General features: G+C 67.2%; 25 protein-coding genes and 1 pseudogene. 14 read left to right on the plus strand and 12 right to left on the minus strand.

Features of this window, described 5'->3' with window-relative positions; translation table 11 throughout:
- The first annotated feature begins 113 nt into the window (after nucleotides 1-113).
- From CRJ03_RS15720 to CRJ03_RS15730, 3 genes are all read left to right on the plus strand, one after another.
- Nucleotides 114-413, plus strand: coding sequence for a hypothetical protein (locus tag CRJ03_RS15720; protein ID WP_104019818.1), 300 nt, complete (start codon nucleotides 114-116; stop codon nucleotides 411-413).
- A gap of 190 nt (nucleotides 414-603) precedes the next feature.
- Nucleotides 604-1,077, plus strand: a complete 474-nt coding sequence (locus CRJ03_RS15725) for a CoA-binding protein (protein ID WP_104019819.1) — start codon at nucleotides 604-606, stop codon at nucleotides 1,075-1,077.
- Nucleotides 1,078-1,155: 78 nt separating this feature from the next.
- The gene (locus tag CRJ03_RS15730; protein WP_104019820.1) at nucleotides 1,156-2,568 is read left to right on the plus strand and encodes an FAD-binding oxidoreductase; all 1,413 of its coding nucleotides are present in this window, start codon (nucleotides 1,156-1,158) and stop codon (nucleotides 2,566-2,568) included.
- On the opposite strand, the gene CRJ03_RS15735 is transcribed toward CRJ03_RS15730, so the two are convergent.
- The 5 genes from CRJ03_RS15735 to CRJ03_RS15755 are packed head-to-tail and all read right to left on the minus strand — an operon-like array spanning nucleotide 2,565 to nucleotide 5,616.
- Nucleotides 2,565-2,933 (minus strand): hypothetical protein, encoded by a 369-nt coding sequence (locus CRJ03_RS15735; protein WP_104019821.1) that lies wholly within the window; start codon nucleotides 2,931-2,933, stop codon nucleotides 2,565-2,567. The two genes, CRJ03_RS15730 and CRJ03_RS15735, sit on opposite strands and share 4 nt — an antisense overlap.
- 31 nt (nucleotides 2,934-2,964) lie before the next feature.
- Complete coding sequence (locus CRJ03_RS15740; RefSeq protein WP_104019822.1) at nucleotides 2,965-3,651, minus strand: molecular chaperone DjiA; 687 nt, start codon at nucleotides 3,649-3,651, stop codon at nucleotides 2,965-2,967.
- Nucleotides 3,652-3,694: 43 nt separating this feature from the next.
- Nucleotides 3,695-4,174 (minus strand): GNAT family N-acetyltransferase, encoded by a 480-nt coding sequence (locus CRJ03_RS15745; RefSeq protein ID WP_104019823.1) that lies wholly within the window; start codon nucleotides 4,172-4,174, stop codon nucleotides 3,695-3,697.
- Nucleotides 4,171-4,776 (minus strand): VOC family protein, encoded by a 606-nt coding sequence (locus tag CRJ03_RS15750; protein WP_104019824.1) that lies wholly within the window; start codon nucleotides 4,774-4,776, stop codon nucleotides 4,171-4,173. Before CRJ03_RS15750 ends, CRJ03_RS15745 begins: the two co-directional genes overlap by 4 nt.
- Before the next feature lie 48 nt (nucleotides 4,777-4,824).
- Complete coding sequence (locus CRJ03_RS15755) at nucleotides 4,825-5,616, minus strand: inositol monophosphatase family protein (protein ID WP_104019825.1); 792 nt, start codon at nucleotides 5,614-5,616, stop codon at nucleotides 4,825-4,827.
- 159 nt (nucleotides 5,617-5,775) lie between these two features.
- On the opposite strand from CRJ03_RS15755, the pseudogene CRJ03_RS15760 reads away from it, so the two are divergent.
- The 6 genes and pseudogenes from CRJ03_RS15760 to CRJ03_RS15785 all read left to right on the plus strand — a co-directional run.
- Nucleotides 5,776-6,105 (plus strand): annotated as a pseudogene (locus CRJ03_RS15760) (geranylgeranyl diphosphate reductase); the annotation flags it as partial.
- Complete coding sequence (idi, locus tag CRJ03_RS15765; RefSeq protein WP_104019826.1) at nucleotides 6,102-6,647, plus strand: isopentenyl-diphosphate Delta-isomerase; 546 nt, start codon at nucleotides 6,102-6,104, stop codon at nucleotides 6,645-6,647. The pseudogene CRJ03_RS15760 and the gene idi, both read left to right, overlap by 4 nt.
- Before the next feature lie 168 nt (nucleotides 6,648-6,815).
- Nucleotides 6,816-8,330, plus strand: a complete 1,515-nt coding sequence (gpmI, locus tag CRJ03_RS15770; RefSeq protein WP_104019827.1) for a 2,3-bisphosphoglycerate-independent phosphoglycerate mutase — start codon at nucleotides 6,816-6,818, stop codon at nucleotides 8,328-8,330.
- A complete protein-coding gene (locus CRJ03_RS15775) occupies nucleotides 8,327-9,478 on the plus strand; it encodes a murein hydrolase activator EnvC family protein (RefSeq protein WP_104019828.1) in 1,152 nt (383 codons plus the stop codon). Before gpmI ends, CRJ03_RS15775 begins: the two co-directional genes overlap by 4 nt.
- A 3-nt stretch (nucleotides 9,479-9,481) precedes the next feature.
- On the plus strand, nucleotides 9,482-10,825 hold the full coding sequence (locus CRJ03_RS15780) for a S41 family peptidase (protein ID WP_104019829.1): 1,344 nt from the start codon (nucleotides 9,482-9,484) through the stop codon (nucleotides 10,823-10,825).
- A 216-nt stretch (nucleotides 10,826-11,041) separates the two neighbouring features.
- Nucleotides 11,042-11,359: a hypothetical protein gene (locus CRJ03_RS15785; RefSeq protein ID WP_104019830.1), complete on the plus strand. Its 318-nt coding sequence runs from the start codon at nucleotides 11,042-11,044 to the stop codon at nucleotides 11,357-11,359.
- A gap of 178 nt (nucleotides 11,360-11,537) precedes the next feature.
- Here the strand turns inward: CRJ03_RS15785 and CRJ03_RS15790 are convergent, their stop codons facing one another.
- The 3 genes from CRJ03_RS15790 to CRJ03_RS15800 form a co-directional block, all read right to left on the minus strand.
- A complete protein-coding gene (locus CRJ03_RS15790; protein WP_129590302.1) occupies nucleotides 11,538-13,364 on the minus strand; it encodes a P-loop NTPase fold protein in 1,827 nt (608 codons plus the stop codon).
- Between the two features lie 152 nt (nucleotides 13,365-13,516).
- A complete protein-coding gene (locus CRJ03_RS15795) occupies nucleotides 13,517-16,285 on the minus strand; it encodes a [protein-PII] uridylyltransferase (RefSeq protein ID WP_104019832.1) in 2,769 nt (922 codons plus the stop codon).
- 16 nt (nucleotides 16,286-16,301) lie between these two features.
- Nucleotides 16,302-17,480, minus strand: a complete 1,179-nt coding sequence (locus tag CRJ03_RS15800; protein ID WP_104019930.1) for a penicillin-binding protein activator — start codon at nucleotides 17,478-17,480, stop codon at nucleotides 16,302-16,304.
- Nucleotides 17,481-17,563: 83 nt separating this feature from the next.
- Here CRJ03_RS15800 and rsmI point away from each other — a divergent pair, with 83 nt between their 5' ends.
- Genes rsmI through CRJ03_RS15820 form a run of 4 tightly spaced genes read left to right on the plus strand, consistent with a single transcriptional unit; the run spans nucleotide 17,564 to nucleotide 20,805 of the window.
- Nucleotides 17,564-18,442 carry a 16S rRNA (cytidine(1402)-2'-O)-methyltransferase gene (gene rsmI, locus CRJ03_RS15805; RefSeq protein ID WP_104019833.1) on the plus strand — a complete coding sequence of 293 codons (879 nt, stop codon included), beginning with the start codon at nucleotides 17,564-17,566 and terminating at the stop codon, nucleotides 18,440-18,442.
- A gap of 57 nt (nucleotides 18,443-18,499) precedes the next feature.
- The gene (locus CRJ03_RS15810; RefSeq protein ID WP_104019834.1) at nucleotides 18,500-18,934 is read left to right on the plus strand and encodes a YraN family protein; all 435 of its coding nucleotides are present in this window, start codon (nucleotides 18,500-18,502) and stop codon (nucleotides 18,932-18,934) included.
- A gap of 60 nt (nucleotides 18,935-18,994) precedes the next feature.
- A complete protein-coding gene (gshB, locus tag CRJ03_RS15815) occupies nucleotides 18,995-19,930 on the plus strand; it encodes a glutathione synthase (RefSeq protein ID WP_104019835.1) in 936 nt (311 codons plus the stop codon).
- On the plus strand, nucleotides 19,927-20,805 hold the full coding sequence (locus CRJ03_RS15820; protein ID WP_104019836.1) for an alpha/beta hydrolase: 879 nt from the start codon (nucleotides 19,927-19,929) through the stop codon (nucleotides 20,803-20,805). Before gshB ends, CRJ03_RS15820 begins: the two co-directional genes overlap by 4 nt.
- Here CRJ03_RS15820 and CRJ03_RS15825 read toward each other — a convergent pair.
- The 4 genes from CRJ03_RS15825 to CRJ03_RS15840 form a co-directional block, all read right to left on the minus strand.
- Nucleotides 20,792-22,306 (minus strand): YifB family Mg chelatase-like AAA ATPase, encoded by a 1,515-nt coding sequence (locus CRJ03_RS15825; protein ID WP_104019837.1) that lies wholly within the window; start codon nucleotides 22,304-22,306, stop codon nucleotides 20,792-20,794. The genes CRJ03_RS15820 and CRJ03_RS15825 overlap by 14 nt on opposite strands.
- Before the next feature lie 88 nt (nucleotides 22,307-22,394).
- On the minus strand, nucleotides 22,395-23,369 hold the full coding sequence (locus tag CRJ03_RS15830) for a calcium/sodium antiporter (protein ID WP_104019838.1): 975 nt from the start codon (nucleotides 23,367-23,369) through the stop codon (nucleotides 22,395-22,397).
- A gap of 90 nt (nucleotides 23,370-23,459) precedes the next feature.
- Entirely contained in the window at nucleotides 23,460-24,191 is a 732-nt protein-coding gene (locus tag CRJ03_RS15835; protein WP_104019839.1) for a 2-dehydro-3-deoxygalactonokinase, read from the minus strand.
- Entirely contained in the window at nucleotides 24,188-24,607 is a 420-nt protein-coding gene (locus CRJ03_RS15840; RefSeq protein WP_104019840.1) for a protein tyrosine phosphatase family protein, read from the minus strand. The genes CRJ03_RS15835 and CRJ03_RS15840 overlap by 4 nt, the downstream gene beginning before the upstream one ends.
- A gap of 132 nt (nucleotides 24,608-24,739) precedes the next feature.
- Between CRJ03_RS15840 and dapB the strand changes: the two genes are divergently transcribed.
- Nucleotides 24,740-25,558, plus strand: a complete 819-nt coding sequence (gene dapB / locus CRJ03_RS15845) for a 4-hydroxy-tetrahydrodipicolinate reductase (RefSeq protein WP_104019841.1) — start codon at nucleotides 24,740-24,742, stop codon at nucleotides 25,556-25,558.
- Nucleotides 25,559-25,585: the final 27 nt, after the last annotated feature.

Genomic DNA, 25,585 nt, shown 5'->3' on the forward strand with positions numbered 1-25,585 from the left:
GAAGGAGGAGCCGTCGGCCCGCCCGCCGCCCAGAAACGCACCCGCGCCGCGAGCGACGATTTCGCGCCGGGGAGGGCTTGGAAAATGCGCGGATTTGACTGATATGGAGCGTCATGGGCCACAAGATCGCCACATGCAATTACTGCGGCACGCGTGCGGCCCTCGTGCTCGACCGGGTGCGCCACGAGCTGACCTGTTCAAGCTGCGGCGCGCCGCTCCATGACATGAAGGCGATGCCAACGTCGAAATCAGATCGCCCGCGCCCCAAGGGTCGGCCCATGCCACTGCCACGGCAAGACTACAACGACAGAACACGGGCCGCGCACCCGCCGTGCAAATGCAAGCGCCGCAAGGGTATCGGGCGGCGCATTTTCGAGGAAATCTGGGACGTGGTCGAGGACGTGTTCGATTGATGTCCCCTGTCACGTTTGGTCACGGGCGTATTACAAACCCTTTATATCATGGAAACCGAGCCTATCTATATTCCAGAGGCGGCGCGACGGAACACCGTCGCCTCATATCACTGTCCCTCGTTCCGCGACTGGCGCCCAAGCATCATCTTGGGCGCTTTTTTCTCGGCCCGCTTCGTGATTTATGACCGCCATGAGCGAAACCTACACTGATTCCCACCTGCGCGAGATCCTGACCCGCACCCGCCGTGTGGCAATGGTCGGCGTGTCGATGAACCCGGTACGCCCGTCCTATTACGTGGCCCGCTACCTGAGCCTCCAGAAATTCGAGGTGATCCCGGTCAATCCCGGTCACGCGGGGCGGATGCTCTTTGGCCAGACGGTGGTGGCGTCGCTGTCCGACATCGAGGGCAGGGTGGACATGGTCGATATCTTTCGCCGCTCCGAGCACGTGCCGCCCATCGTGGAAGACGCGCTGGAGACCTTTCCAGACCTGCGGACGATCTGGATGCAGATCGGGGTGGAGCACCCGCAGGCGGCAGAGATGGCCCGCGCGCGCGGCGTGGACGTGGTGATGAACCACTGCCCCAAGATCGAATATCAGCGTCTCTTCGGCGAGCTGCGCATGGGTGGCTTCAACACTGGCGTGATTTCCTCACGGTTGTGAGCAGGATACTTGGATATTTATAGCAAGATGAAACGGGGAGCGGCTGGCCTTGTCCGACGGCTGTGATAGCTAGGGGGCATGACGCTCAGTTCCGCCACACCTGGTTTCATAGACGGCCTGCGCACGGTGCTGCCTGACGCGGCCTTTCGCGAGGCCGAGCCGCGCTATTTCGAGGAGCCGCGCGGGCGCTGGCAGGGGCGGGGCGTGGTCGTGGCCCCGGGCGATGTAGAGGGCGTGGCGCATGTGGTGCGCGCCTGTGCCGAGGCGGGGGTGCCGGTGGTGCCCTATGGCGGCGGCACGGGCCTTGTTGGCGGGCAGGTAGCAGTGGACGGCCCGGTGCCGGTGATCCTCAGTCTCGAGCGGATGCGCGCGGTGCGCGGGCTCTGGCCGGACGAGAACGTGATGATCGTCGAGGCGGGGGCGATCCTGCAGGACATCCACTCGGCGGCAGACGCGGCGAACCGGCTCTTTCCGCTTTCCATCGCGGCCAAGGGCTCGGCGCGTATCGGTGGGCTGTTGGGGACCAATGCGGGCGGGGTCAACGTGCTGAGATACGGCAATGCGCGCGACCTGTGCCTGGGGTTGGAGGCGGTGCTGCCCGACGGGCGCGTCTGGCACGGGCTGAAACGCTTGCGCAAGGACAACACCGGCTATGACTTGCGCAATCTGCTCATCGGTTCGGAGGGCACGCTGGGGGTCATCACCGCCGCCACGCTGAAGCTTGCACCGCGCCCGGCGGGAGAGGGCACCGCGCTCATGGCGGTGGCGGGGCCGCGCGCGGCGCTCGACCTGCTGGCGCTGGCGCGCGATCACATGGGCGAGGGAATCAGCGCCTTCGAGATCATGCACCGGCAGGGCCTTGATTTCCTGGCCGAGACGTTGCCGGATATCCGGCAGCCCTTCGCCGTACCGCCGGAATGGTGCGTGCTTATCGATGTGGGGCTGGCGCGCGGCCTCGATCCCGCGGCGGCGCTGGAGGCGCTGTTCGCCGAAGGCTTCGAGGCAGGGCTGGTAAGCGACGGCATGATCGCGCAATCGCAGGCGCAGCGGCACGAATTCTGGGAGGTGCGCGAGCAGATCCCCGAGGCCAACCGCCGCATCGGCTCGGTCAGCTCGCACGACATTTCGCTGCCCCTGTCGGCGATCCCGGATTTCATCGCGAGAGGCGCCGGAGAGATTGCCCGGATAGGTGATTTCCGCGTCAACTGCTTCGGCCACCTGGGCGATGGCAATCTGCATTACAACGTGTTCCCCATGCCCGGGCGCAACCGCGCCGATCATGTGGCGAAGCGCGACGCGATCAAGCGCGCGGTTCATGACCTCGTGCACGAGATGGACGGCTCTGTCAGCGCCGAGCACGGGATCGGGCGGCTCAAGGTCGAGGATCTCGAACGCTATGGCGATCCGGTGAAACTGGACGCGATGCGCGCCATCAAGGCGGCGCTCGACCCTGCGGGCATCATGAACCCGGGCGCTGTTCTGCGTGGCTAGATCTCGATCTCGCCCTCGGGGGCTGCGTCCTTCATTTCCTGCGGCGTCTTGCGGCGCAGGATGATGTCGCCGTTGGGTAGCATCTCGGGCGGGTGATAGGCGCTCAGGTCGTCGATCTTTTCCAGCAGGTCTGCCAATGCCGGACCCATCCGCTCGGCGAAATCGCGCAGCGCCGGCTCCATCTCGTCGGCGCGGTCGCGCAGGCTTTCCAGCGCGGGGCCGAGCTCGCGCCGCAAGCCGTCCCAGAAGAGTTGTGCGCCCTCTTCCATGAGCGAGCGCCCGTCCTCTTCCTGCTGCGCGGCGGCGGGGGGGGCGCAGACAAGCAGCACGGCGGACAGGGCGAAGAGCGGGACGGCGTGTTTCATGGCTGTAACATAGGTGAGGGCCGTGACGGTTTTAAGAGGGCGCCCGCATGGAGCTGATTTCTTCCCAGGCATTGTTGATGTCCCTGAGCCGCCTTTCGGCGAGGCGCACCGCCTCTTCGGGCACGCCGCGTGCCTTGAGCCGGTCGGGGTGGCAGTCGAGCACCTGCTTGCGCCACACGGCGCGAATATCCGATAGCGGCATGTCGGCGCTCACCCCCAGAACGGACCATGGATCGGGCCGCTCGTCCGGGACGAAGCGCGCGCGCAGCGCCTGAAAGCGGCGCTCCTCGATCCCGAATATCTCGGCCACGCGCCCGAGAAAGGCGTCCTCCTTGGGGTGATAGACCCCGTCGGCCACGGCGATATGGAGAAGCCCCTCCATCAAGTCGCAGAGCGTATCGGGCGCATCCGCGAACATGCGCGCTATGCGGGCGGCGTATTCCTCGTATCCCGCCACGTCCTGGCGGGCGAGGTTGAAGATGCGCGCGGCGTTCTTCTCCTCCTCCGGGGGGATCTGGAAGACATCGCGAAACGCGGTCACCTCATCGCGCGTGACCAGCCCGTCGGCCTTGGCCATCTTGGCCGAGAGGGCGATCACCGCGATGGTAAAGGCGACGCTGCGCTCGGGCGGGCTGCGCAGCCGATCGAACACGGCCGCAAGACTTTCGCCCTTGGCCAGCGCCTGAAGCGCCTCGGATATGCGGGTCCATATCGACATGGGTCAATCCTATCCCGGAACGGTGGGCCTGTCAGGTACAGCGTCACGGATGTTTGTGAAATAGCACGAGGTCCATCCAGCGGCCGAACTTGTGCCCGGCCTCTGGCAGGACGCCCGCGCGCGTGAATCCGATGGCCTCGTGAAACGCGATGGCGCCCGCGTTCTCGCCGCTCACCGCACCGATGAGCGCGTGGATGCCGCGCGCACGCGCCACCTCCTCGAGTCGCGCCATCAGCGCCCGGCCCGTGCCGCGCCCGCGCGCACCCTCCGCGAGGATGACGGTATGTTCGGCGGTGTGGCGATAGCCGGGACCGGCGCGGAACGCGCCGAACCCGGCAAAGCCCAGCACCCGGCCCGCGTCCTCGGCCACGACAAAGGCGTCGCCGCGCGCGGCGATGTCGGCGGCGAGGCCCTCTTGCGTCTTTTCTTCGGTGGTGAAGGTGACAGAGGTATCTCGGATGAGCGGGTTCCATATCGCGAGGATCGCGAGAGTATCCGCTTCGGTGGCGCGCCGCAGGATCATGTCAGCACGCGCGTGCCAGACGGGGTGTCGATCTCGGCACGCAGGGCGGGTGGCCCGGGCTCGAACACGATGTGCGGATCGGTGAGGTCCGCAAGCGCGGCGCGCAGCGCCACCGCCTCGGGATGCGTCACGACGAGACGCTTGAGCCGTGCGCCCGCATCCGGCAGCCGGTCGGCGGGATGTCCGCCCGCCTGCCACTGAATGAGCGCCGGGAAGCGGTTGTCGTAGGGCAGCACGCCATCGTCGGGCACGGCCATGCGCCAGCGCAGGTTACCACGAGCGAGATCGAGGGGCGTGCCGGCGCCCGGATGCCGGGCGAGCGCCGCATCGAGGTCATGCACGCGGGCGATCCAGTTGCGCAGGTGCGGCGGCCCGTTCAGCCGGTCGAGATCGAACCAGCGCGGGCGCTCTGGCGCGGGGGCGTCCGGGTCGATTGCGATCGCTTCGAGATAGACTCCGGGCCCCAGCCCCAGGAGCCGGTTATGCGTGCCGAATTGCGGGTGCGTGCCGCCGGGCTGCATCGGCAGTCCGAGCGCCGCCTCGACATGGGCGGCGGCGGCCTCCAGCGTCTCGCCCGCGACGGCCAGGTGATCGAGTTCCATGCCCCTCTCCGCGTTGTTGCCGTTTTGTGGCATGACACGCGCGGGTTGTCACGCGCGCTCGCGGATCACCTTGGCGAACTTGTCGAAAATCGCCTCGTTGGCGGCGATGATTTCGCCATCGCCAAGGATGTCGCCGCCCTTGGTCAGTGGCTCCACCAGCCCGCCTGCCTCGCGCAGGATGATGACCCCGGCGGCGAGATCCCACGGGTTGAGCCCCCGCTCCCAGAATCCGTCATAGCGCCCGGCGGCGACATAGGCCATGTCGAGTGCGGCAGAGCCCCAGCGCCGCACGCCCGCGCAGGCGGGCAGGAGCCGGGCGAGGTCGTGCAGCGTCTCGGGCAAGTCGGCGCGTCCGCCGAAGGGCAACCCGGTGGCAAAGATCGCCTCGATCATCTTGGTGCGCCCCGACACGCGCAGCCGCTTGTCATTTATCCACGCGCCGGTGCCCTTCTCGGCAAAGAACGCCTCGTCCTTGACTGGGTCATAGATCACCCCGGACACCACCTCGCCCTTGTGCTCGAGCGCGATGGAGACGGCGAAATGCGGCAGCCCGTGCAGGAAATTGGTGGTGCCGTCCAGCGGATCGACGATCCAGCGGCGGGTCGGATCCTTGCCATCCTCACCGCCGCCCTCCTCGGCGAGCCAGCCATAGTTGGGCCGCGCGCCCATTAACTCGGCCTTGATGGTCTTCTCGGCGGCGAGATCGGCGCGACTCACGAAATCGCCCGCGCCCTTCATCGAGACCTGCAGGTTCTCGACCTCGCCGAAATCCTTGATCAGCCCGCGCCCGGCCTTGCGCGCGGCCTTGAGCATGACGTTGAGATTGGCGCTGCCTTGCATGATCGGGCTCCTTCGGGATCAGGCCGGGGCTATACGCCGGGTGGCGGTCGCGGGCAAGGGGCCTCTGCCCGGTCACCTCTCTGCCACGAAGGGACCGATCAGCCCCGGACCCCATCGCCCGTGTATGGTTGCCCCGGTTGGGCGAGGATCGCCCCGCCCGATTTCCACCGCCGGGTGCTTCCGCATGGCAAATTCGCGCGCGTGATGGCCCCGAGTTCCGGCGAGGGCATCCATTACGCGATAATGGGCGGTCGCGTGGCCGCCATGGCGGCGAGCGCCTGCCTTGCCTCGATGCAGAATGCCTATTATCGGTCGGATGAGCGGCGCGAGCGGTTTGTTTCGCTGTGCCACGATATCGACGAGCAGAGGCTGACCTTCGAGGCCAACATGAACAAGAAACTCGTGCGCGCCCGCCCGCTGGCGCATGTGAAGACCGGGCTCGGGAACCTCGCGCAGCTTACCGGGCTCGCTTCGCCCGCGCGCACATGACCGAGATGATCCCGACATGGATCGACGGCGATCTGGTGGCCGTCGAGAAGCTCGAGGCGCATCGCCGTGGCCTGCGCCACAAGGCGGTGTCGGTCTTCGTGCTGTGCGGCAACGCGGTGCTCATCCAGCGCCGGGCGCTGGGCAAGTATCACACGCCGGGGCTGTGGGCGAATACCTGCTGCACGCACCCGCGCTGGGGCGAGGCGCCGGAGGATTGCGCGCATCGCCGGCTTGACGAGGAGCTGGGCCTGCGCGGCCTGCCGCTCACGCCGCGCGGTCAGGTGGAATACCGCGCCGATGTGGGCGGCGGGCTGATCGAGCATGAGCTTGTCGATGTTTTTCTCGCACGGGTCGCACGCCGGGTGAAACCAACGCCCAACCCCGAAGAGGTGATGGCGGTGGACTGGATAACGCGCGACGCGCTCGCCACGCGCATCCGCAACGCACCCGCCGATTTCACGCCGTGGCTGCGCATCTACCTGGAAAAGCACGCGGCGCAGATCTTCGCCGGGGCAGAGAAACTGCCGGGATTTCCGGCCTGACTTGATGATGTCGATTTCCGCAACCTATTGACGCAGACCGCCTGCTGCGCGGAGGTGGCGAGAGCGTGCGTCTCCGACACCCTGACCCACGGCTGAGCCCGCGCAGCGAGGGTTGCGGGTCCGGGGGCATCGGCCTAGAAGGCGGGCAGGACCACACCCGGAGAGACCATGCCCAAACCTGTCGTCCTGTGCATTCTCGATGGCTGGGGCCTGAGCGACCGGCCCGAGGCCAACGCGCCGCATCTGGCAGACACCCCCAACATCGACCGGCTGATGGCCGAATGCCCCAACGCGACGCTGATCACGCATGGCCCCGATGTGGGGCTGCCCCGTGGGCAGATGGGCAATTCCGAGGTCGGTCACACCAATATCGGCGCGGGCCGGGTGGTGGCGATGGATCTCGGGCAGATCGACCTCGCCATAGAGGATGGCAGCTTTGCCGCCAACGAGGCGCTGGCCCGGTTCATCGACCGGCTGAAGGGCACCGGCGGCACGGCGCACCTGCTGGGTCTCGTGTCAGATGGCGGGGTGCACGGGCATATTGCCCATATCGCCGCTGCCGCGCGGGTGATCGCCGAGGCGGGTGTGCCGGTGGTGCTGCACGCGATGACAGACGGGCGCGACGTGTCTCCGAAATCGGCGCGCACCCACCTGGCCAACCTGTCCGACATGCTGCCCGATAGCGTGCGCATCGCTACCGTGACCGGGCGTTATTTCGCGATGGACCGCGACAACCGCTGGGACCGGGTGCAGGAGTCGTATGAGGCGATCACCGCCGCCAAGGGGCTGCGCGCGTCCGATGCCCGCACGGCGGTGACCAATGCCTATGCGCGCTCGGAAACCGACGAATTCATCACCGCCACGGTGATCGGCGATTATGCGGGGGTCGCGGCGGGCGACGGCCTGTTCTGTCTGAATTTCCGGGCCGACCGGGCGCGCCAGATATTGCAGGCGCTGGCCGATCCCGGTTTCACTGCCTTCGACCGCGAGGTTGTGCCCGACTGGGCGGCGCGTCTGGGCATGGTGGAGTATTCCGAGGCGCATAACGCGTGGTTCGACACGGTGTTTCCGCCGCGGGTGATCGTCAACACGCTGGCCGAATGGGTGAGCCGCGCGGGGCTGCGGCAGTTCCACATCGCCGAGACCGAGAAATACCCCCATGTCACCTTTTTCCTCAACGGCGGTCGCGAGGATCCCGAACGTGGCGAGGATCGCTACATGGCGCCTTCGCCCAAGGTGGCCACGTATGACCAGCAACCCGAGATGTCGGCCGCCGAGGTGACCGACCATCTGGTGGAGGCGATCGGCGAGGGCTATGACCTGATCGTGGTCAATTATGCCAACCCCGACATGGTCGGCCATACCGGTGACCTGAAGGCGGCGATGGCGGCCTGCGAGGCGGTGGATCACGGGCTTGGCCGCGTGCTCGAGGCGCTGGAGGCGGCGGGCGGCGCGATGATCGTCACCGCCGATCACGGCAATTGCGAGGTGATGGTCGATCCCGTGACCGGCGGGCCGCACACCGCGCACACGCTCAACCCGGTGCCGGTGATCCTCGTGGGCGGGCCGGCGGGCGCGCGGTTGCGCGATGGCGGCCGGCTCGCCGATCTCGCGCCCACGGTACTGGCGCTGATGGGGATGCCGCAACCCGGCGAGATGACCGGCGAGAACCTTCTGGCATGAGGATACGCGCGGCCTGCCTACTGCTTCTGATGCTGCTGGCGCCGCCGCTCGGGGCGCAGGAGGGCGCGGACCTTTCCGCCGACGCGCGCGCCGCGGCAGCGGCGCTCGATGAGGCGGCCCAGGCGCTCGCCGCCGCCGAGGGCGCGCGCAACCGCGTCAAGGCGCTCACCGGGGTGATCCGTGCCTACGAGGAGGGGCTCGCGGCGATGCGCGCTGGCGCGCGCCGTGCCGCGCAGCGCGAGGAGGCGCTGATCGCCGAACTGCGCACCCGAGAGGACGAGGTCGCACAGCTTCTGGGCGTGTTGCAGACGATGGGCCACGCGCCGGTGCCGGTACTGATGCTGCATCCATCGGGGCCGGTGGGCACCGCGCGGGCGGGGATGATCCTGTCGGAGGTGGCCCCGGCGCTTGATGCCAAGGCGCTTGATCTGCGCGGCAAGGTGCAGGATATCGCCGTGCTGCGCGCGCTTCAGCAAAGCGCCACGACCACGCTCGAGGACGGGCTGCGTGGTGTGCAGGAGGCGCGCGTGCGCCTCAGCAAGGCCATCGCCGCGCGCACCGACCTGCCTCGCCGGTTCACCGAGGACCCGGTCAAGACGGCGCTGCTCCTCGCATCGACCGAGACGCTTGAGGGCTTTGCCAGCGGGTTGAGCGACATCGCCGTGGACGAGGTGACGGGCAGCCTGCCGGAGATCGGGCCGCGCAAGGGCACCCTGCCGCTGCCGGTGGAGGGGGTGATCCTGCACCGTTCGGGCGAGGCCGACGCCGCCGGGGTCGTGCGCCCGGGCGTCGTTGTCGCCACGCGGCCACGCGCGCTGGTCACCACGCCGGTCCCGGCGACGCTGCGCTACCGCGGCCCCTTGCTCGACTACGGAAATGTGATCATTCTGGAGCCGCAGGCCGGGGTGCTGCTGGTATTCGCCGGGCTCGACACCGTATACGGTCGCATCGGCGAGGTGCTGCCCGGCGGCAGCCCCGTGGGCCTGATGGGCGGCACCGGCGATGGCAGCGACCTGCTTGCCGCGGCCGAAGGTGCCGACGGGGGCAAGGGGGGTGCTGGACGCGGCCAGACGCTCTATATCGAGGTGCGGCAAGACAATTCACCGGTGGACCCGCTGACGTGGTTCGCGACCGACAAGGAAGGTTGAGACATGAAGAAAATCCTGATGGCCACGACCGTGGGGCTCCTCTCCGGTGCCGTGATGACGACGCAGGTAGCGGCTCCCCTTCTCGCGCAGGAGAACGACGGGAGGAGCAGCGTCTATGAGCAGCTCGATCTCTTCGGTGACATTTTCGAACGGGTGCGCGCGCAATACGTCGAGGATGTCGATACCAGCGAGCTGATCGAGGCGGCGATCAACGGGATGCTTACCTCGCTCGACCCGCATTCCAGCTATCTCTCGCCCGATGACGCCGAGAACATGCAGGTGCAGACGCGCGGCGAGTTCGGCGGGCTGGGGATCGAGGTCACGCAGGAGGACGGGTTCGTCAAGGTGGTCTCGCCGATGGACGGCACCCCCGCCTACCAGGCCGGGATCGAGGCGGGTGATTTCATCACCCATGTCGATGGCGAGAGCGTGCTGGGCCTGACGCTCAACGAGGCGGTGGACCTGATGCGCGGCCCGGTGGGCAGCGAAATCGTCATCACCGTGGTACGCGAGGGAGAGCCAGAGCCGTTCGACGTGTCGATCATCCGCGACACGATCGAGCTCACGGCGGTGCGCGTGCGAACCGAACGGGACGCGGTGGTGGTGCGGGTCACCACCTTCAACGACAACACCTATCCCAATCTCGAAAGCGGTCTGAAAGAGCAGGTCGAGGCGCTGGGCGGCATGGAGCAAGTGAGCGGCATCGTGCTCGACCTGCGCAACAATCCCGGCGGGTTGCTGACGCAGGCGATCAAGGTCTCCGACGCGTTCCTTGCCAAGGGAGAGATCGTCTCGACCCGCGGGCGCAACGTCCAGGACGGCGAGCGATTCAACGCCACGCCCGGCGACCTGGCCCAAGGAAAGCCGATCGTCGTGCTGATCAACGGCGGGTCGGCCTCGGCCTCGGAAATCGTGGCCGGCGCGCTACAGGACCATCGCCGCGCGATCGTCGTCGGCACCAAGAGCTTCGGCAAGGGATCCGTGCAGACGGTGATGCCGCTCAGGGGCGGTGGGGCGATGCGGCTGACCACCTCGCGCTACTACACGCCCTCGGGCCGCTCGATCCAGGCGCTGGGCGTCAGCCCCGATATCGTGGTCGCGCAGCCCGCGCGCCGCGCCGAGGCCGAGGACGACGAGGCGCAGAGCAAACGCCCCAACCGGTCGGAGGCTGATCTGCGGGGGCGGCTCAACAATGACAGCCTGTCCGAGGACGAGCTCAAGCAGATCGAGGAAGAGCGCCAGCGCGCCGATGAGGTCGCCCGCCTGCGCGAGGAGGATTACCAGTTGGCCTATGCCGTTGATATCCTGAGGGGATTGTCGGTCATGGGCGGAGACCAGTCGGAGTGATCCGGCCACCCCGGCCGCTGCGGCGGGTGGGGGAGGACGCGCCGCGCGTGGGTTTGCGCGCACCCCGCGTCCGCGGCGCAACCGACCGGTTCGGGGCGTGAACCGCACGGTTCGCGCCCCTTGTCGTGCCCGGCGCCGCGCGCGGGGGTAAGGGTTTGGTCACCCGGCCGGGCGAGGCTGCGCGCGCCCCGTGACCCCCGACACCAAAGGCCCGCCATGTCAGAGACGCCGCTCTTTCCCCCGGTGCCCGAGATCACCATCGAGGAACTGCGCCGGTCGGTCGGGGCCACGGTCGAGGCGGTGCGCCTGAGCGGCGCGCAGCGGCTGGTGACGCGGCGCGGGCGGCCGGTGGCGGGGCTGGTCACGGTGACCGAGGCCCGCGCGCTCTGGACGCTGGACCACGAGAGCGCGCTCTACACCGAATGGCGCGCGATGCAGAACCTCGACACCCACGCCCGCCGCCGCGCCGCCGTGGCCCGTCAGGCCGAGGCGGAGCGGCGGGCGGCGTTCGAGCGGGGGGTGTTGGGGAGGTGAGGGGGTGGTGGTGTGTCTGGTTTCAGCCCTTTTGAGACATTCGTTCCTGCGTCACGCTCACCCGACCCCGCCCGCAGAACTAGTGGAATGCAGACCTTCGCTGCACTCAACGAATGAGTAAACTGCGGACAGTAAGACGATCTGCTATCCAGCCAATCAATTGAAAATTGTCGAGGTTCTAGGCGCCGTTTTCATCGCCCTCCGGGAACGTCCAATTGAATTTAAGAAACCAGTGCATTCGCGCTTTCTCAATAGGTCCAGCGTCTGTGGCGACTTCAACGAGTGAAGCCTTTAAGGTCTTCACCCATGCCGCTTCCTGAGCGAAAGAATTATTTGCGTTGCGATGCCGATCAGCCAAGGTCTTCATTAGAGCACCGATGACGTCGAACTCGCCTGAAGTTACGTACCCAAAGATCCCCTCAGCAAATTTACGGGGGTCGATCACGTGAAGAATTTCAGTACGATAATAGCCTCCTTGGCCAACTCGCCCCGAGAACTCTCGCTCAAATTCGCCTAGATCATCGACCAACAAGCCAAGCAACCGCTTCGCCTCATCAGCCTTGGAAACCTCAAATGCCGCAAGTTGAACGTTTTTCATTGCGTCGACAACTGGCTTGTTCAATTCGTCGGGATCGAAAGCGTACCCACCGAACGAAAATCCCCTCTCGAAGCTCCACCCGTATTCCCTGCCATATCTTGCAGCAGGTATCTTTCCCATTTCGGACAGCGCCTTGATCCGTTCTTTGATTTTCTTCGCAGTTTCGGCACCGCTTCCATCGCCATCTTCGGCGATGGCAATGAGATCATGTGCCATATGCAAATATGGACCCGGTTCAATTTCTTCGTCTTCGAAAATGTGAGAAACAACTGCGCTATGGGTACGCGCCAGTTCGTCAGATGGCATCAGTCTCCATTCGACGAAGCGCCGCCAGAGAGGGGGCTCCGACTCACCAGAGAACTGCTTTGTCGCGCGAAGTGCCGAATTTATCTTTTCGGGTTCCTCAAAGCCGATACCAATTAACGAAACTCCTAAATCAATTGGTAGAATACTGGCCGAATTTCCGGCGAAAATCTCCGCCTTAGGATGCTTTTTGAAGCAAGCGTACAAGGGATGCTGCTTCTCCCCCTCAGCAGGCTTCACAACGCATTTAGGATTATCACGCTCACTCAAATGTTGAGAACTCATACTCGCAGTCGCAAGCGCCATTGACAAAACTAGGTAAGTGCGCACAAACCGGTGCATTGAATCCGTGGAAGTACGAAGGTCTTCTTCAAGAACGTCAATGACTCGCCCACAATCGTGGATGCACTGCCTAAGAACTCTGAGGTTGCCATGCTCTGCTGAAGCGAACACATCTAAAACTAGATCATGGTTGAATTGGAACCACTGTTTCCCATGGCCGTCTGGCATTGAATTGATGAAATCGGGAAGCGCCTTATCTACGTCGGCCACAATTCTGACGGTCCGGCCTACCACCTTTTCCTTGAGCGTCAAGAATAGCTCGGGCTTTGATGTTTCTTTGTCGATGTCTTTATCCTGCTCAATGAACCCGCAAAGAACGACGTTCTTTGACTTGTGCTCAACGAACTCGTTGAGCAGCCCCAATACCTCGGCAGGTGACATCTCACATCGCTCGACGTCATCAAAGATAAGAAGATCAGGCAAATTACTTACCATGCGATCTTCAACTGCGTCTTGAACAATGGACCCAGCATTGCCGTATTTCGCAAAAAAACCGAGAGTACTACCAAGCATTCCAACCGCGTCCGCAATCTTTGCATCGGAGGTTTCGGCGAGAAGGGCTCGTCGGAATGTCTTTTGATCTTTGACACCGTTCAATGTCACATAGCGGGCATTGCCCTTGTTTACGGCATCCTTGAACTCGTGCTTCACCAGATGTGTCTTACCTGCCCCCCACGGTGCTTCGATCATGAAAGCGTATTTCGGTTCCTTGATATTAGTGTATTCGTGGAGTGCACTGATTGCTGCTGTATTCTGATCCATGATCTGGCTTCGCTCCCGCTTCCCGGATGCATGTTAGGCGGGCTGCTTCGCAAGGCCAAGGTCCGGTTTGGGTCGGTCCAATTGTTGGACGAAGCTGCAGCGATCCGACTTTGCAAACTCCGCTCCCTGCGCAAAGCCGACACCACCCCCCTTCACTCCCTCGCCCGCTCCACCCCCTCGTCGATGGCGGTGCGGAGTTTTTTCTCCAGCGCCACGCGCTTGCTCTCGGTGTGGAATTTCAGGCCGAACATGTCCTTGACGTAGAAGGTATCCACCACCTGCTCGCCATAGGTCGCGATCACGGCGGAGGCGATATAGACATTTGCGGCGGCAAGCGTTCGGGTGAGGTCGTAGAGCAGGCCGGGGCGGTCGCGGGTATCGACCTCGATGATGGTGTAGATCTCGGAGCCGTCATTGTCGAAGGTGATATGCGTGGGCACGCGGAAGGCGCGTTCGCGTTTCCTCAGCTTGTCGCGGGACTTGATCGCGTCGCGCGGGACGACCTCGCCCTTGAGCGTCTTCTGGATCATCTGGCGCAGGCGGGGCAGGCGGCTTTCCTCGAACGGGTGGCCGTCGGCATCCTGTATCCAGAACACGGCGGTGGCAAACCCGTCCTTGGATGTATACGTGCGCGCATCGACCACGTTGGCCCCCACCAGCGCCAGCGCGCCCGCCAGCCGCGAAAAGATGCCGGGGTGATCGGCCAGCGCGAAACAGGCGCGGGTGGCATCGCGGTCCGCATCGATCGCCAGGTCGATGGCGATCTCGTCGGCATGCAGGTCGCGCAGGAGCCGGGCAAAGACCACATGGGCGGTGACGTGCAGCCCCTGCCAGTATGGGGCATAGTGGCGTGCGGTCTCGGCCTTGAGGTCGCGCGCGTCCCAGTCCGACAGCGCCTCGCGCAGGTTGCGCTTGGCGTCCGCGCCGCGCTGTTCGCGGGTGAGCGCCTCCATCCCGTCTTCGAGCACGCGCCGCGTCTGGCGGTAAAGCGCGCGCAGCAGTGATGCCTTCCAGTTGTTCCAGGTGCCGGGGCCGACGCCGCGAATGTCGCAGACGGTCAGCAGCAACAGCAGGTCGAGCCGCTCGCGGCTCTGCACCGCCTTGGCAAAGTCGCGCACGGTGCGCGGGTCGGCGATGTCGCGTTTCTGGGCGGTGTCGGACATCAGCAGGTGATGGCGCACCAGCCATTCGGCGGTATCGACCTCGCGCGGCTTCAGCCCGAGGCGTGGCGCCACCTTGCGCGCGATCCGCGCCCCGAGGATCGAGTGGTCCTCGGGTCGCCCCTTGCCGATGTCGTGCAACAGCAGCGCCACGTAGAGCACGCGGCGATTGATCCCTTCCTTGAGGATCGAGGACGACACCGGCAACTCCTCGATCAGCTCGCGCCGCTCGATCCGGGCAAGGTGAGAGATACACTGGATGATGTGTTCGTCCACCGTGTAGTGGTGATACATGTTGAATTGCATCATCGCCCGGACCGGTTCGAATTCGGGGATGAAGGCCGACAACACGCCAAGCTCGTTCATCCGCCGCAGCGCGCGCTCGGGGTTGCCGTGTTTCAGCAGCAGGTCGAGAAACAGCTTCTGCGCCCGCGCGTCGTTGCGAAACCCCTCGTCGATCAGCCCGAGATGGTTGGTGACCAGCAGCATCGCCTCGGGGTGGATGAGCAGCCCGGTGCGCAGCCCCTCCTCGAACAGCCGCAACAGGTTCAGCGGGTCGGAGAGGAAGTTGACCTCGTCGGCGATGGCGAGGCGGCCGTTCACCTGCGCGTAGCCACGGCGCAGCTTCTTGCGGCGCTTGAGCAGGCGTTGCAGCAGCGGCTCGGCTTTCTGCTGCGCGGCCTCGAGCTTGGTGAGGAAGATACGCGTCAGGTCGCCCACGGCGGTGGCGTGGCGGAAATAGTCCTGCATGAAGATTTCCACGCCGCGCCGCCCGCCGCGGTCGGTATAGCCCATGCGCTCGGCCACCTCGACCTGCATGTCGAAGGTGAGTTGATCGTTGGCGCGGTTCGCGATCAGGTGCAGGTGACAGCGCACCGCCCAGAGGAAATTCTCGGCGCGGATGAAGGTGCCAAGCTCGTCGCCGGTGAAGGTGCCGAGCGCCACAAGCTCGCTCACCTCGCGGACGTGGTGGATGTACTTGGCGATCCAGAACAGCGATTGCAGGTCGCGAAGGCCCCCCTTGCCCTCCTTGACGTTGGGCTCGACCATGTAGCGCTCGCCCTGCTTCTCGTGGCGGGTGTCGCGCTCGGCGAGCTTGGCCTCGGTGAATTCCCGCTCGGTACCGGTGAACAGCTCGTCGCGCAGGCGGCTGTCGAGCCGGGCGGCAAGCTCCGCGTCGCCGCCGAGAAAGCGGTTTTCCAGCAGCGCGGTGCGGATGGTGAAATCCTGCGCACCGAGCCGCAGGCAATCGCGCACGGTGCGGCTTGCGTGGCCCACCTTGAGGCGCAGGTCCCACAGGATGTAGAGCATCGATTCGATTACGCTCTCGGCCCAGGGCGTGATCTTGTAGGGGGTGAGAAACAGCAGGTCCACGTCCGAGAAGGGGGCCATCTCGCCGCGTCCGTAGCCGCCGACGGCACAGACCGCGACCCGCTCTGATTCGGTGGGGTTGGAGAGCGGGTGCATCGCCTTGGTGGCCAGGTCGAGCGCGGCAAGCACCACGCTGTCGGTAAGCCAGCACCATGCGCGCGTGGCCGGGCGCGCATCGAACGGGCGGGTGGCAAAGGCCGCGGCGATGGCCCGGCGACCGCCCTGCATCGCCTCGGTAAGGATCGGCACGGCGGCGCGCCGCAGGTCAGCGGCGTTCTCCGCGTGTGCGGCGGCGGCGCCGAGGTCACGGGCGAGCGCCTCCGCGTCAAGTATCTGCTCTTGCGGCAGGATCAGGTCGTCGGGTCGCGCGGGTGTATCCAGGAGTGTCATGCCAGGGCGGGGCGGCTCAGAAGCCCGCGCCGCCAAAGCTCTGTGGAGCGGGCGACAGGATGTTGACGGTACCGTCGGTTATCGTCGCCACCGCGAGGCCGCGCGCGTTGCTGCCATCGGGCAACAGCCGGAACACGCCGTTCACGCCCTGAAAGCCCGCCGGTTGCGTGAGATCGCCGCGCGTCAGCCCGCGCCCGGCCTTGGCCAGTGCCCCGACCGCGGCGATGCCGTCATAGGCCAACCCGGCGATCGGGTGCGGCGGGTTGCCCTGCGCGGCCTCGAACCGGCGGGCGAACTGCGCCGAGCGGGCCGGATCGGGCAGCGCGAACCAGCCGCCCTGCACCCCCGGCAATTCCAGCGTTTGCGGCGGCGTGTCCCAGCGCGTCAGGCCGATATACTGCATCCGGTCGGGGCCGAGCCCCGCTTCGGGCAGCATCTGCGAAAACAGCGGCAGCGCGCCCGCGGTATTGGCGGTGAGAAAGATCGCGTCAGCGGCGTTGGTTTCGGCGACGGTGCGGATCTCGGGCACGGCGTTTACCACGCCATCCTGCGAGAATTCGTAGGAGACACTGCCCGCGAGCGTGGCCCCCTCGGCCTGCACCGCGTTTGCGATCGCGTCGCGACCGAGGCGGCCTGCGAGGTTGTCGGAATGGACCGTCATGATCCGGCTCTTGCCCTGCCTGACCGCGTAGCTTGCGAGCCGGTCGGCAGTGGTGCGGAAGGTCTGGCCGAGCACGAACAGGTTGCCGCCCGCGATGGTCGGGTTGTTGGAGAAGGCCAGCACGTTGATGTTGCGATCGGCTGTGGCGACGGCGACGGCATTGGCCGAGGAGGCGTGCAGCGGCCCGATGATGATGCGCGCGCCATCGGCGACGGCGTTGAGCGCGGCCTGCTGCGCCTGCGCGGGCTGTCCGGCGGTGCCGTAGACGCGCAGGTCGATCTCGACGCCCCCGAGATCGCTCACCGCGAGCCGCGCGGCGGCTTCCAGATCGCGGGCGAGGCTGGCCACTTGCGCGTCCGCCGTGCCATGCGGCACCAGAAGTGCCACCGGCACCGCCTCGCCGCGGCTCACTCCTCCGCCTCCTCCGCCGGTATTGGCCAGCGGCACCGGCGCGCAGGCGGCGGCAGCCACGAGCACCACCAGTGCTGCGAGGCGGGCGATCGGCTTGCGAAGGGCGGCAGGAACGGCGAACATGGCAATCTCACTCCGTGTTGTGGGTACCGGCGACAGGATACCTGTCGCCTCGATCATAGCCGTCATGTGAAAAGGGTCCAGAGATGATTGCCGAAACGCGCAAACCGGCGGCGGGTCTCCACCTGATCGCCACGCCGATCGGGACGGCGCGTGATATCACCCTGCGTGCGCTTGACCTGCTGGCGTCGGCGGACGTGCTTGTGGCCGAGGACACCCGCAGCCTGCGACGGCTGATGGAGATCCACGGCATCGGCTTGGGCGACCGTCCGCTCTGGGCCTATCACGACCATAACGGCGCGCGGATGCGTCCGCGCATACTGGCGGCGCTGGCTGCCGGGCAGTCGGTGGTCTATGCCGCCGAAGCGGGCACGCCGATGGTGGCCGATCCCGGCTTCGACCTGGCGCGGGCGGCGGTGGCCGAGGGCTATCCGCTGGTCTCGGCGCCGGGGCCTTCGGCGGCGGTCACGGCGCTGACGCTGTCGGGGCTACCCACCGACCGGTTTCTCTTTGCCGGCTTCCTGCCCGCGACTGCCGGGCGGCGGCGGACGGTGCTGGAGGAGCTTGCCGCCGTGCCCGCGACGCTCATTTTCTACGAATCGCCAAGGCGCGTCGCGGCGATGCTGGAGGATGCGGCCAAGGTGTTGGGCGGCGGGCGACAGGCGGCGCTGTGCCGGGAAATCACCAAGAAATTCGAGGAGATACGCCGCGACACGCTGTCCGATCTCGCGACCCAATGCGCCGGAACGACCCTCAAGGGCGAGATCGTGGTGGTGATCGATCGCGGGGATCAGTCAAATGTTAAGGAAACGGATTTAGACAGTGCGCTGGAAGAGGCATTAAAAGAGGGATCGGTGCGCGATGCCGCCAATCTGGTGGCGGCGCGCCTCGGGCTGCCAAGGCGCACGGTCTATCAGCGCGCCTTGGTTCTGGCGGCACCCGGTGACCGGTCGGATCGTGACTGAGCGCGCGGTCGCGGGGTGCGGGATCGAGAGGTGACGAGTATGGAAAGGGTGCGCAGGATGGAAACGCGGCAACTGGCATTCGATTTCGAGGGGGCACCACCATCGGTGCCGGCACCTAGGCTGTCGCGCCGGCAAGAGCGCGGCCTGCGTGCCTGGCTGAGCGGGCAGGCCGCCGAGGAGAGCGTGGCGCGCCATTACGAGGCGCGCGGTGTGCGGGTCCTCGCCCGGCGCTGGCGGGGCGAGAGCGGCGAGATCGACCTCGTGCTGCGCGCGCCCGACACCTATGTCTTTTGCGAGGTCAAGCGCGCGGCGAGTTTCGACCTGGCGCTGAACCGGCTGCGCCACGGGCAGATGGAGCGCATTTATCACGCGGCCTCGGAATATATCGGTCTTACGCCCGAGGGGCAGCTTGCCCCGGTGCGGTTCGACGTGGCGGCGGTGGACGCGACCGGGGCCGTGCACCTGCTCGAGGCGGCCTTCGGTCATTTCTGAATTGCGCCCCGGAACGGGTTGGCCCATGAAAGGAAAGGACGCACAACCACGGGGAACGGGATGAAGGTCGCCTTTCAGATGGACCCGATCGGGCCGGTCGATATCGAAGCGGACAGCACGTTCAGGCTCGCGCTGGAGGCGCAGAAGCGCGGCCACGAGTTGTTCTACTACACGCCGGAGCGGCTGGCCTACGAGGACGGGCGGGTGACGGCGCACGGCTGGCCGCTCCATGTGCAGCGGGTTCTTGGCGATCACTTCAGCCTTGGCGAAGAGAAGACCGTCGACCTGGGCGATTTCGACGTGGTCTGGCTGCGGCAGGACCCGCCGTTCGACATGTTCTACATAACCACCACGCACCTCCTGCAGCGGCTGGCGCCGGGCACGCTGGTGGTCAACGATCCGTTCTGGGTGCGCAATTACCCCGAGAAGCTCCTGATTCTCGATTTCCCCGACCTGATGCCGCCCACCGCCATCGCGCGGGATATCGGGACAATCCGCGATTTCCGTGCACGCCACGGCGACGTGATCCTCAAGCCGCTCTACGGCAATGGCGGGGCGGGTGTCTTTCACCTGCCAGAATCCGACCGCAACCTCGCGAGCCTGCACGAGATGTTCACCGGCTTCTCGCGAGAACCGCTGATCGTGCAGAAATACCTGTCCGATGTCAGCCGCGGCGACAAGCGGGTGATCCTGGTGGATGGCACGCCCATCGGCGCGATCAACCGGGTGCCGGCAGTGGGCGAGACGCGCTCGAACATGCATGTGGGCGGGCGCGCCGAGAAGGTCGAGATGACGGCGCGCGACCGCGAGATCTGTGACCGGATCGGCCCGCTTCTGCGCGAGAAGGGGCAGGTTTTCGTGGGAATCGACGTGATCGGCGATTACCTGACCGAGATCAACGTGACCTCGCCCACGGGCCTGCAGGAGCTGGAACGCTTCGATGGCACCAACGGGGCGGGCCTCATCTGGGACGCGATCGAGGCGCGGCGGCGGTGAGCTGGCAACTGGCGCTGCTCAACCGGCACCTGCGCTGGTTCGAGAAACCAGCGCTGGCCCGGCACCCGGTCGAGCGATTGCGGCGCTCCTTCGAACTGAAGTCGAAGTTCTATTTTCACGGCCCGTGGGGGCGCGTCTATCGTCGCGACACGCTCGCAGGCGTGCCGGTGCAATGGGCACAGGCGCGCGATGCCCGCGAGGAACCGGTCATCCTGTACCTGCATGGCGGGGCCTATGTGTTCGGCTCGTCGAACACGCATCGCGCAATGCTGGCGCGGCTCTCGGCGCTGACAGGCTTGCGCGCCTGCCTGCCGGATTACCGCCTCGCCCCCGAGCATCCCTTTCCCGCGCAGATCGAGGATGCGCTGGCTGTCTACCGCGCGCTCAGGACCGGGCACGAGGTCATCATTGGGGGCGATAGCGCGGGGGGCGCGCTGTCCTTCGCGCTCCTGCACGAGATACTGGCGCAGGACATCGCGCCGCCCAAGGGTGTCTTTGCCCTGTCGCCGCTTACCGACATGACGTTTTCGGGCGCGTCGATCACGGAGAATGCCGAACGCGACGTGGTGCTCGCCCCTGGCCGGATCGGGGAAATGTGCGAGATGTTTCTCGCGGGGCATGACCCGGACGATCCGCGCGCTTCGCCGCTCCGGGGGCAATACGACGGCGCGCCACCGGTGTGGATGGTGGTGGGCGATACCGAATTCCTGCGCGATGACGCGGTGCGGATGCAGGCCCGGCTGCGTGCGCAGGGGGTGACCAGCGTGCTGCATGTCGCGCCCGATCATCCGCATGTCTGGCCGTTGTTTCACAATGTCCTGCCCGAGGCAAAGGCCACCCTGAACGATCTTGCGGACTGGATCAGGGCTCTTTGAGGGTGCTGATGCGAAAGCTTACCGCCTCGGCCACATGGGGGTGGCGGACGGTCTCGTCGCCGTCGAGATCGGCGATGGTGCGCGCCACGCGCAGCACCCGGTGATAGCCGCGCGCGGTGAGCCCGAAGCGGTCGGCCACGCGGGTGAGCAACGCGCGGCCCTCGGCGTCGGGCGTGGCGATCTCTTCCAGGGCCTCGCCTTCGGCATCGGCATTGAGGCGCATGTCGGGCCGACCCTCAAAGCGCGCCCGTTGCACCGCCCGCGCCGCCGCGACCCGCTCGGCCGCCTGCGCCGAGGTGGCACCCGAGGCGGGCAGGTCGAGATCGGAAAACGCCACCGGTGGTACCTCGATGCGCAGGTCGAACCGGTCCATTAGCGGGCCCGAGACGCGGCCCATGTAATCCTCGCCGCAATTGGGTGCGCGCGCGCAGGCACGGGCCGGATCGGTGAGGTGGCCGCATTTGCACGGGTTGGCCGCGGCCACCAGCAGGAAGCGGCAAGGGTAGCTGACATGGGCGTTGGCGCGGGCGATCATCACCTCGCCGGTCTCGAGCGGCTGTCGCAGGGTTTCGAGCACGGGGCGAGGAAACTCGGGAAACTCGTCCATGAACAGCACGCCGTTATGGGCAAGACTGATCTCGCCCGGCTTGGCGCTGCGCCCGCCGCCGGTGATGGCGGCCATCGAGGCGGTGTGGTGCGGCTCGCGAAAGGGCCGGGTGCGGCTGATCCCGCCCTCCGAGATGAGCCCGGCGACCGAGTGGATCATCGAGGTCTCGAGCGCCTCGGCGGCGCTGAGCGGGGGCAGGATGCCCGGCAGGCGCGCCGCGAGCATGGATTTGCCCGAACCGGGCGGCCCGGACATCAGCAGGTGATGGCGCCCGGCGGCGGCGATTTCCAGCGCGCGCTTGGCGCGTTCCTGCCCCTTGACGTCGCGCAGGTCGCGCCCGGGCGGTGGGGCCGTCACCTCGCCGGGCGTGGCCGGGGCGAGGGGGCGCTCGCCGGTGAAGTGGCGCACCACCTCCGCCAGCGAGGCCGCGCCGATCACCTGCGCCGCGTCCACCCACGCCGCTTCGGGCCCCGAGGCGCGGGGGCAGAGCAGCATCCGGTCCTCGGCGGCGGCGGCCATCGCCGCGGGCAGCGCGCCGACCACGGGGATGAGCGAGCCGTCGAGCGATAATTCTCCAAGCGCGGTGGTGCTCTCGGCGGCGTCAGAGGGGATGATCTCGAGCGCGGCAAGCAGGGCGAGCGCGATGGGCAGGTCGAAATGGCTGCCCTCCTTGGGCAGGTCCGCGGGCGAGAGGTTGACCGAGATGCGCCGCGAGGGCAGCGCGATGGCGAGCGCCGAGAGCGCCGCGCGCACCCGCTCGCGCGCCTCCGACACCGCCTTGTCGGGCAGGCCCACGAGCGAAAAGCCCGGCAGGCCCGGCAGGACCGCGCATTGCACCTCGACATGGCGCGCCTCGACCCCTTCGAAGGCGACGGTGTAGGCGCGTGCGACCATGTGCTCCCCGCGAATGTGACGACAGGGTTAACGCCTAGCGCAACAGGCGTTTAGGAATGGTTAACGCCGGACCTCGCCGGACGGCGGGTCAGGGCCAGAGCACCGCGAGATAGGCGACGTAGCCCGCCAGGAGCAGCACCCCCTCCCGCCGCGAGACGCGCAGCCCGGTGGCCGCGAGCAGCACCATCAAAACCGTCACCGCCAGCATCACCGGCGCGTCGAACCCGGCGATGGTGGCGGGCACGGGCACCGGCGCGATCAGTGCCGTCACCCCGCCGATCCCGAGGATGTTGACGATGTTGGAACCGACGATATTGCCAAAGGCCACGTCGCCCTGCCGCCGGATCGCGGCCATCACCGAGGTCACCAGTTCGGGCATCGAGGTGCCGACGGCGACGATGGTCAGGCCGATCACCGTCTCGGGGATGGCAAGCGCCTGCGCCAGCGCCACCGCGCCGCGCACCAGCGCCGCACCGCCGCCGATCACCAGCGCAAGCCCGCCCAGCGCGATCAGGAGCGGGACCAGCAGGCCACCGGTCCGCGCGGGCAGGGGCGCGAGCGCAGGGTCGAGCGCGGCGAGCGCGGCCTGTTTGTCGTGCAGCGCGCCGGCGGTGGCGGCGCGGTCGTTCCAGATGGTCAGGATCACGTAGACGGCGAGCGCCAGCACAAACGCCGCGCCGATCCCGCGCCCCATCGGGGAGAACGCCGCCAACCCGGCAAAGACCACGGCCACCGCAAGCATCACCATCGCGTCGCGGCGCAGCGCGGGTTCGGTGACGGCGATGGGAAAAAGCAGCGCCGAGGCCCCGGCGATGAGCAGGATATTGGCGATGTTGGAGCCGACGATGTTGCCCCACGCGATACCCGGCGCGCCCGAAAGCGCGGCCTGCACCGAGGTCACCAGCTCGGGCGTGGAGGTGCCAAAGCCCACCAGCGTGAGGCCGATCACGAGCGGCGAGATGCCGAGCCGTTCGGCGACGCGCACCGCGCCCCGCACCAGCAGGTCTCCGCCGATGATGAGCAGCGCGAGTCCGCCCGCGAGGGGAAGCCAAATGTCGATCATTCTGCCGTCCTTTCGATGAGCGGGGCCGCCCGTATCTGGCCCCGCGCCGAGGCGCGTTCAATGGACGGCGACGGAATATTCGCGGCGTGCTCAGGCGGTCCCGTCGCGCCGGGCGGCAAGCGCGGCGACAGCCGGGGCCAGCAGGCTGTCGGGGTCGTGCCGCGTGACCGGCACGCCCTGCGCTTCGAGCGCCGCGGCCCGCGCGCCGGTTGCCGCCTTGGGGCCAATGAGGCTGACCTCCTGCCCCAGCCAGTAGGGCCGCGCGGCGGCCAGTTCGGCCCCCAGAAGGTGGCCGGTGAGGGCGGCGGGCGCACCCCGCACTTCGGCCACGCGCAGATGTGCGGCAAGGCGCTCGGGGCGGCTCAGCGTGTCGGCGAGCGCCTCCGCGTCGGCCTCTTCGGCGGCGCCGAGGGCGGTGGCGAGGCGGGGGGTGAGGAAGCTTTGGCAACTCACCGCCTCGCCCGCGCTCAGGTGCACCCAATGCGCGAGCGTGGGGGTCGCCACGCAGGCGATGCCGTCGCGATACGGCGGCACGCCCGCGAGCCCGATCAGCATCAGCCGCGTCCAGCCGTCGAGGCAGTCAGGCGGGGTCTCCTGCGTCAGGCCGGGCAGGCCGCTGCCCACGGTGGCGGGCAGCAGCGCGGCGGGCAGCGGCACGGCCACGCCGTCGCCGATGCGAAACACGGGGCCGGAGGTGGACCCGAGCGCGGCAAGCGCCGCCTCTGCCGTCTCGCCGTGCGCCTCGCCGAGGATGCGCGCCCCGTCGAGCGCCAGCGCGCGGCCCCCGGTGCCATCATGGCCGCACAGGCGCCACAGGCTCATCGCCGGGCCTGAAGCTGCGCGACGAGGCCCGACATGTCATAACCCGCAGCCGATGTCGCGCGCAGGATGGTCTCGGCGCCGAGCGTGTCGTAATTGACAAGGCTCCACATCATCGTGCAGCGCGTGCCGGTGCGGCAATAGGCGAGCATTGGCTTGGGCATGTCGTCGAGCGCCGCGCGAAACGCCGCGACATCGGCCTCTGTCATGGTGGCCGAGGAAAACGGCACGCAGCACGTCTCGAGCCCGGCGGCGCGGGCCGCCTCGGTAACCGCGGATTCATGGGGCTGGCCCGGCTCTTCGTCATCGGGGCGGTTGCACATGATCGAGCGGAACCCAGCAGCGGCGATAGCGGGGATGTCCTCGGGCGTGATCTGCGGCGCGACGGAGAAGTCTTCGGTGATCTGGCGCGGCTCCATTGGTGGTCCTTCTGGCTTGGGCGTGTGGCGCGGACTATGCGCGCAAGGGCAGGGCGAGATCAATGCCATCCGCTTGCCGGTTGCGGGGGCGCGGGCTATGCAAGGGGCCAACGCAGGACAGGAGCGGGCGGCATGGGTGAACTTCCAGGCATTGTCATCAACGGCGCATCGGGACGGATGGGGCGGATGCTGGCCCGCGTGGTGGGCGAGAGCACCAAGGCGCGGCTCATCGGCGCGCTGGAGCGGCCGGGCCACGACTGGATCGGGCAGGATGTCGGCCACGCGATGGGCGAGGCCGAGATGGGCGTCACGGTGAGCGACGATCCGCTGGAGCTGGTGGCACGGGCGCACGCGGTCATTGATTTCACCGCGCCCGCGGCGAGCGTCGAGATGGCGACGCTGACCGCGCAGGCGCGGGTTGTGCACGTGATCGGCACGACCGGGTTCGACGACGCCGACCTCAAGCGCCTGACGGCCGCGGCGCGCCACGCGGTGATCGTGCGCGCGGGTAACATGAGCCTCGGGGTCAACCTGCTGGTGCAGATGACGAAAAAGGTGGCCGCCGCCCTCGACGAGGCGTTCGATATCGAGATCGTCGAGGCCCATCACAACCAGAAGGTCGATGCCCCCTCGGGCACCGCGCTGATGCTGGGCGAGGCGGCGGCCGAGGGGCGCGGCGTGATGCTGGACCGGGTGGCGGATCGCGGTCGCGACGGCATCACCGGGCGGCGCGAGCAGGGCCATATCGGCTTTGCCGCGATCCGTGGCGGCGACGTCGTGGGCGAGCATGACGTGATCTTTGCCGGGGCGGGCGAGCGGGTCATCCTGCGCCATGTCGCCACCGACCGCGCGATTTTCGCGCGCGGCGCGCTGCGCGCCGCGCTCTGGGGGCAGGGGAAGAAGCCCGGCGAGTACGACATGATCGACGTGCTCGGCCTTTCGCGCGAGTGATCCGGGCGGCACGCGCCCGCGTATCAT

The sequence above is a fragment of the Roseovarius nitratireducens genome, from assembly GCF_002925845.1.
In the GTDB taxonomy this organism is placed as follows: Bacteria; Pseudomonadota; Alphaproteobacteria; order Rhodobacterales; family Rhodobacteraceae; genus Roseovarius; species Roseovarius nitratireducens.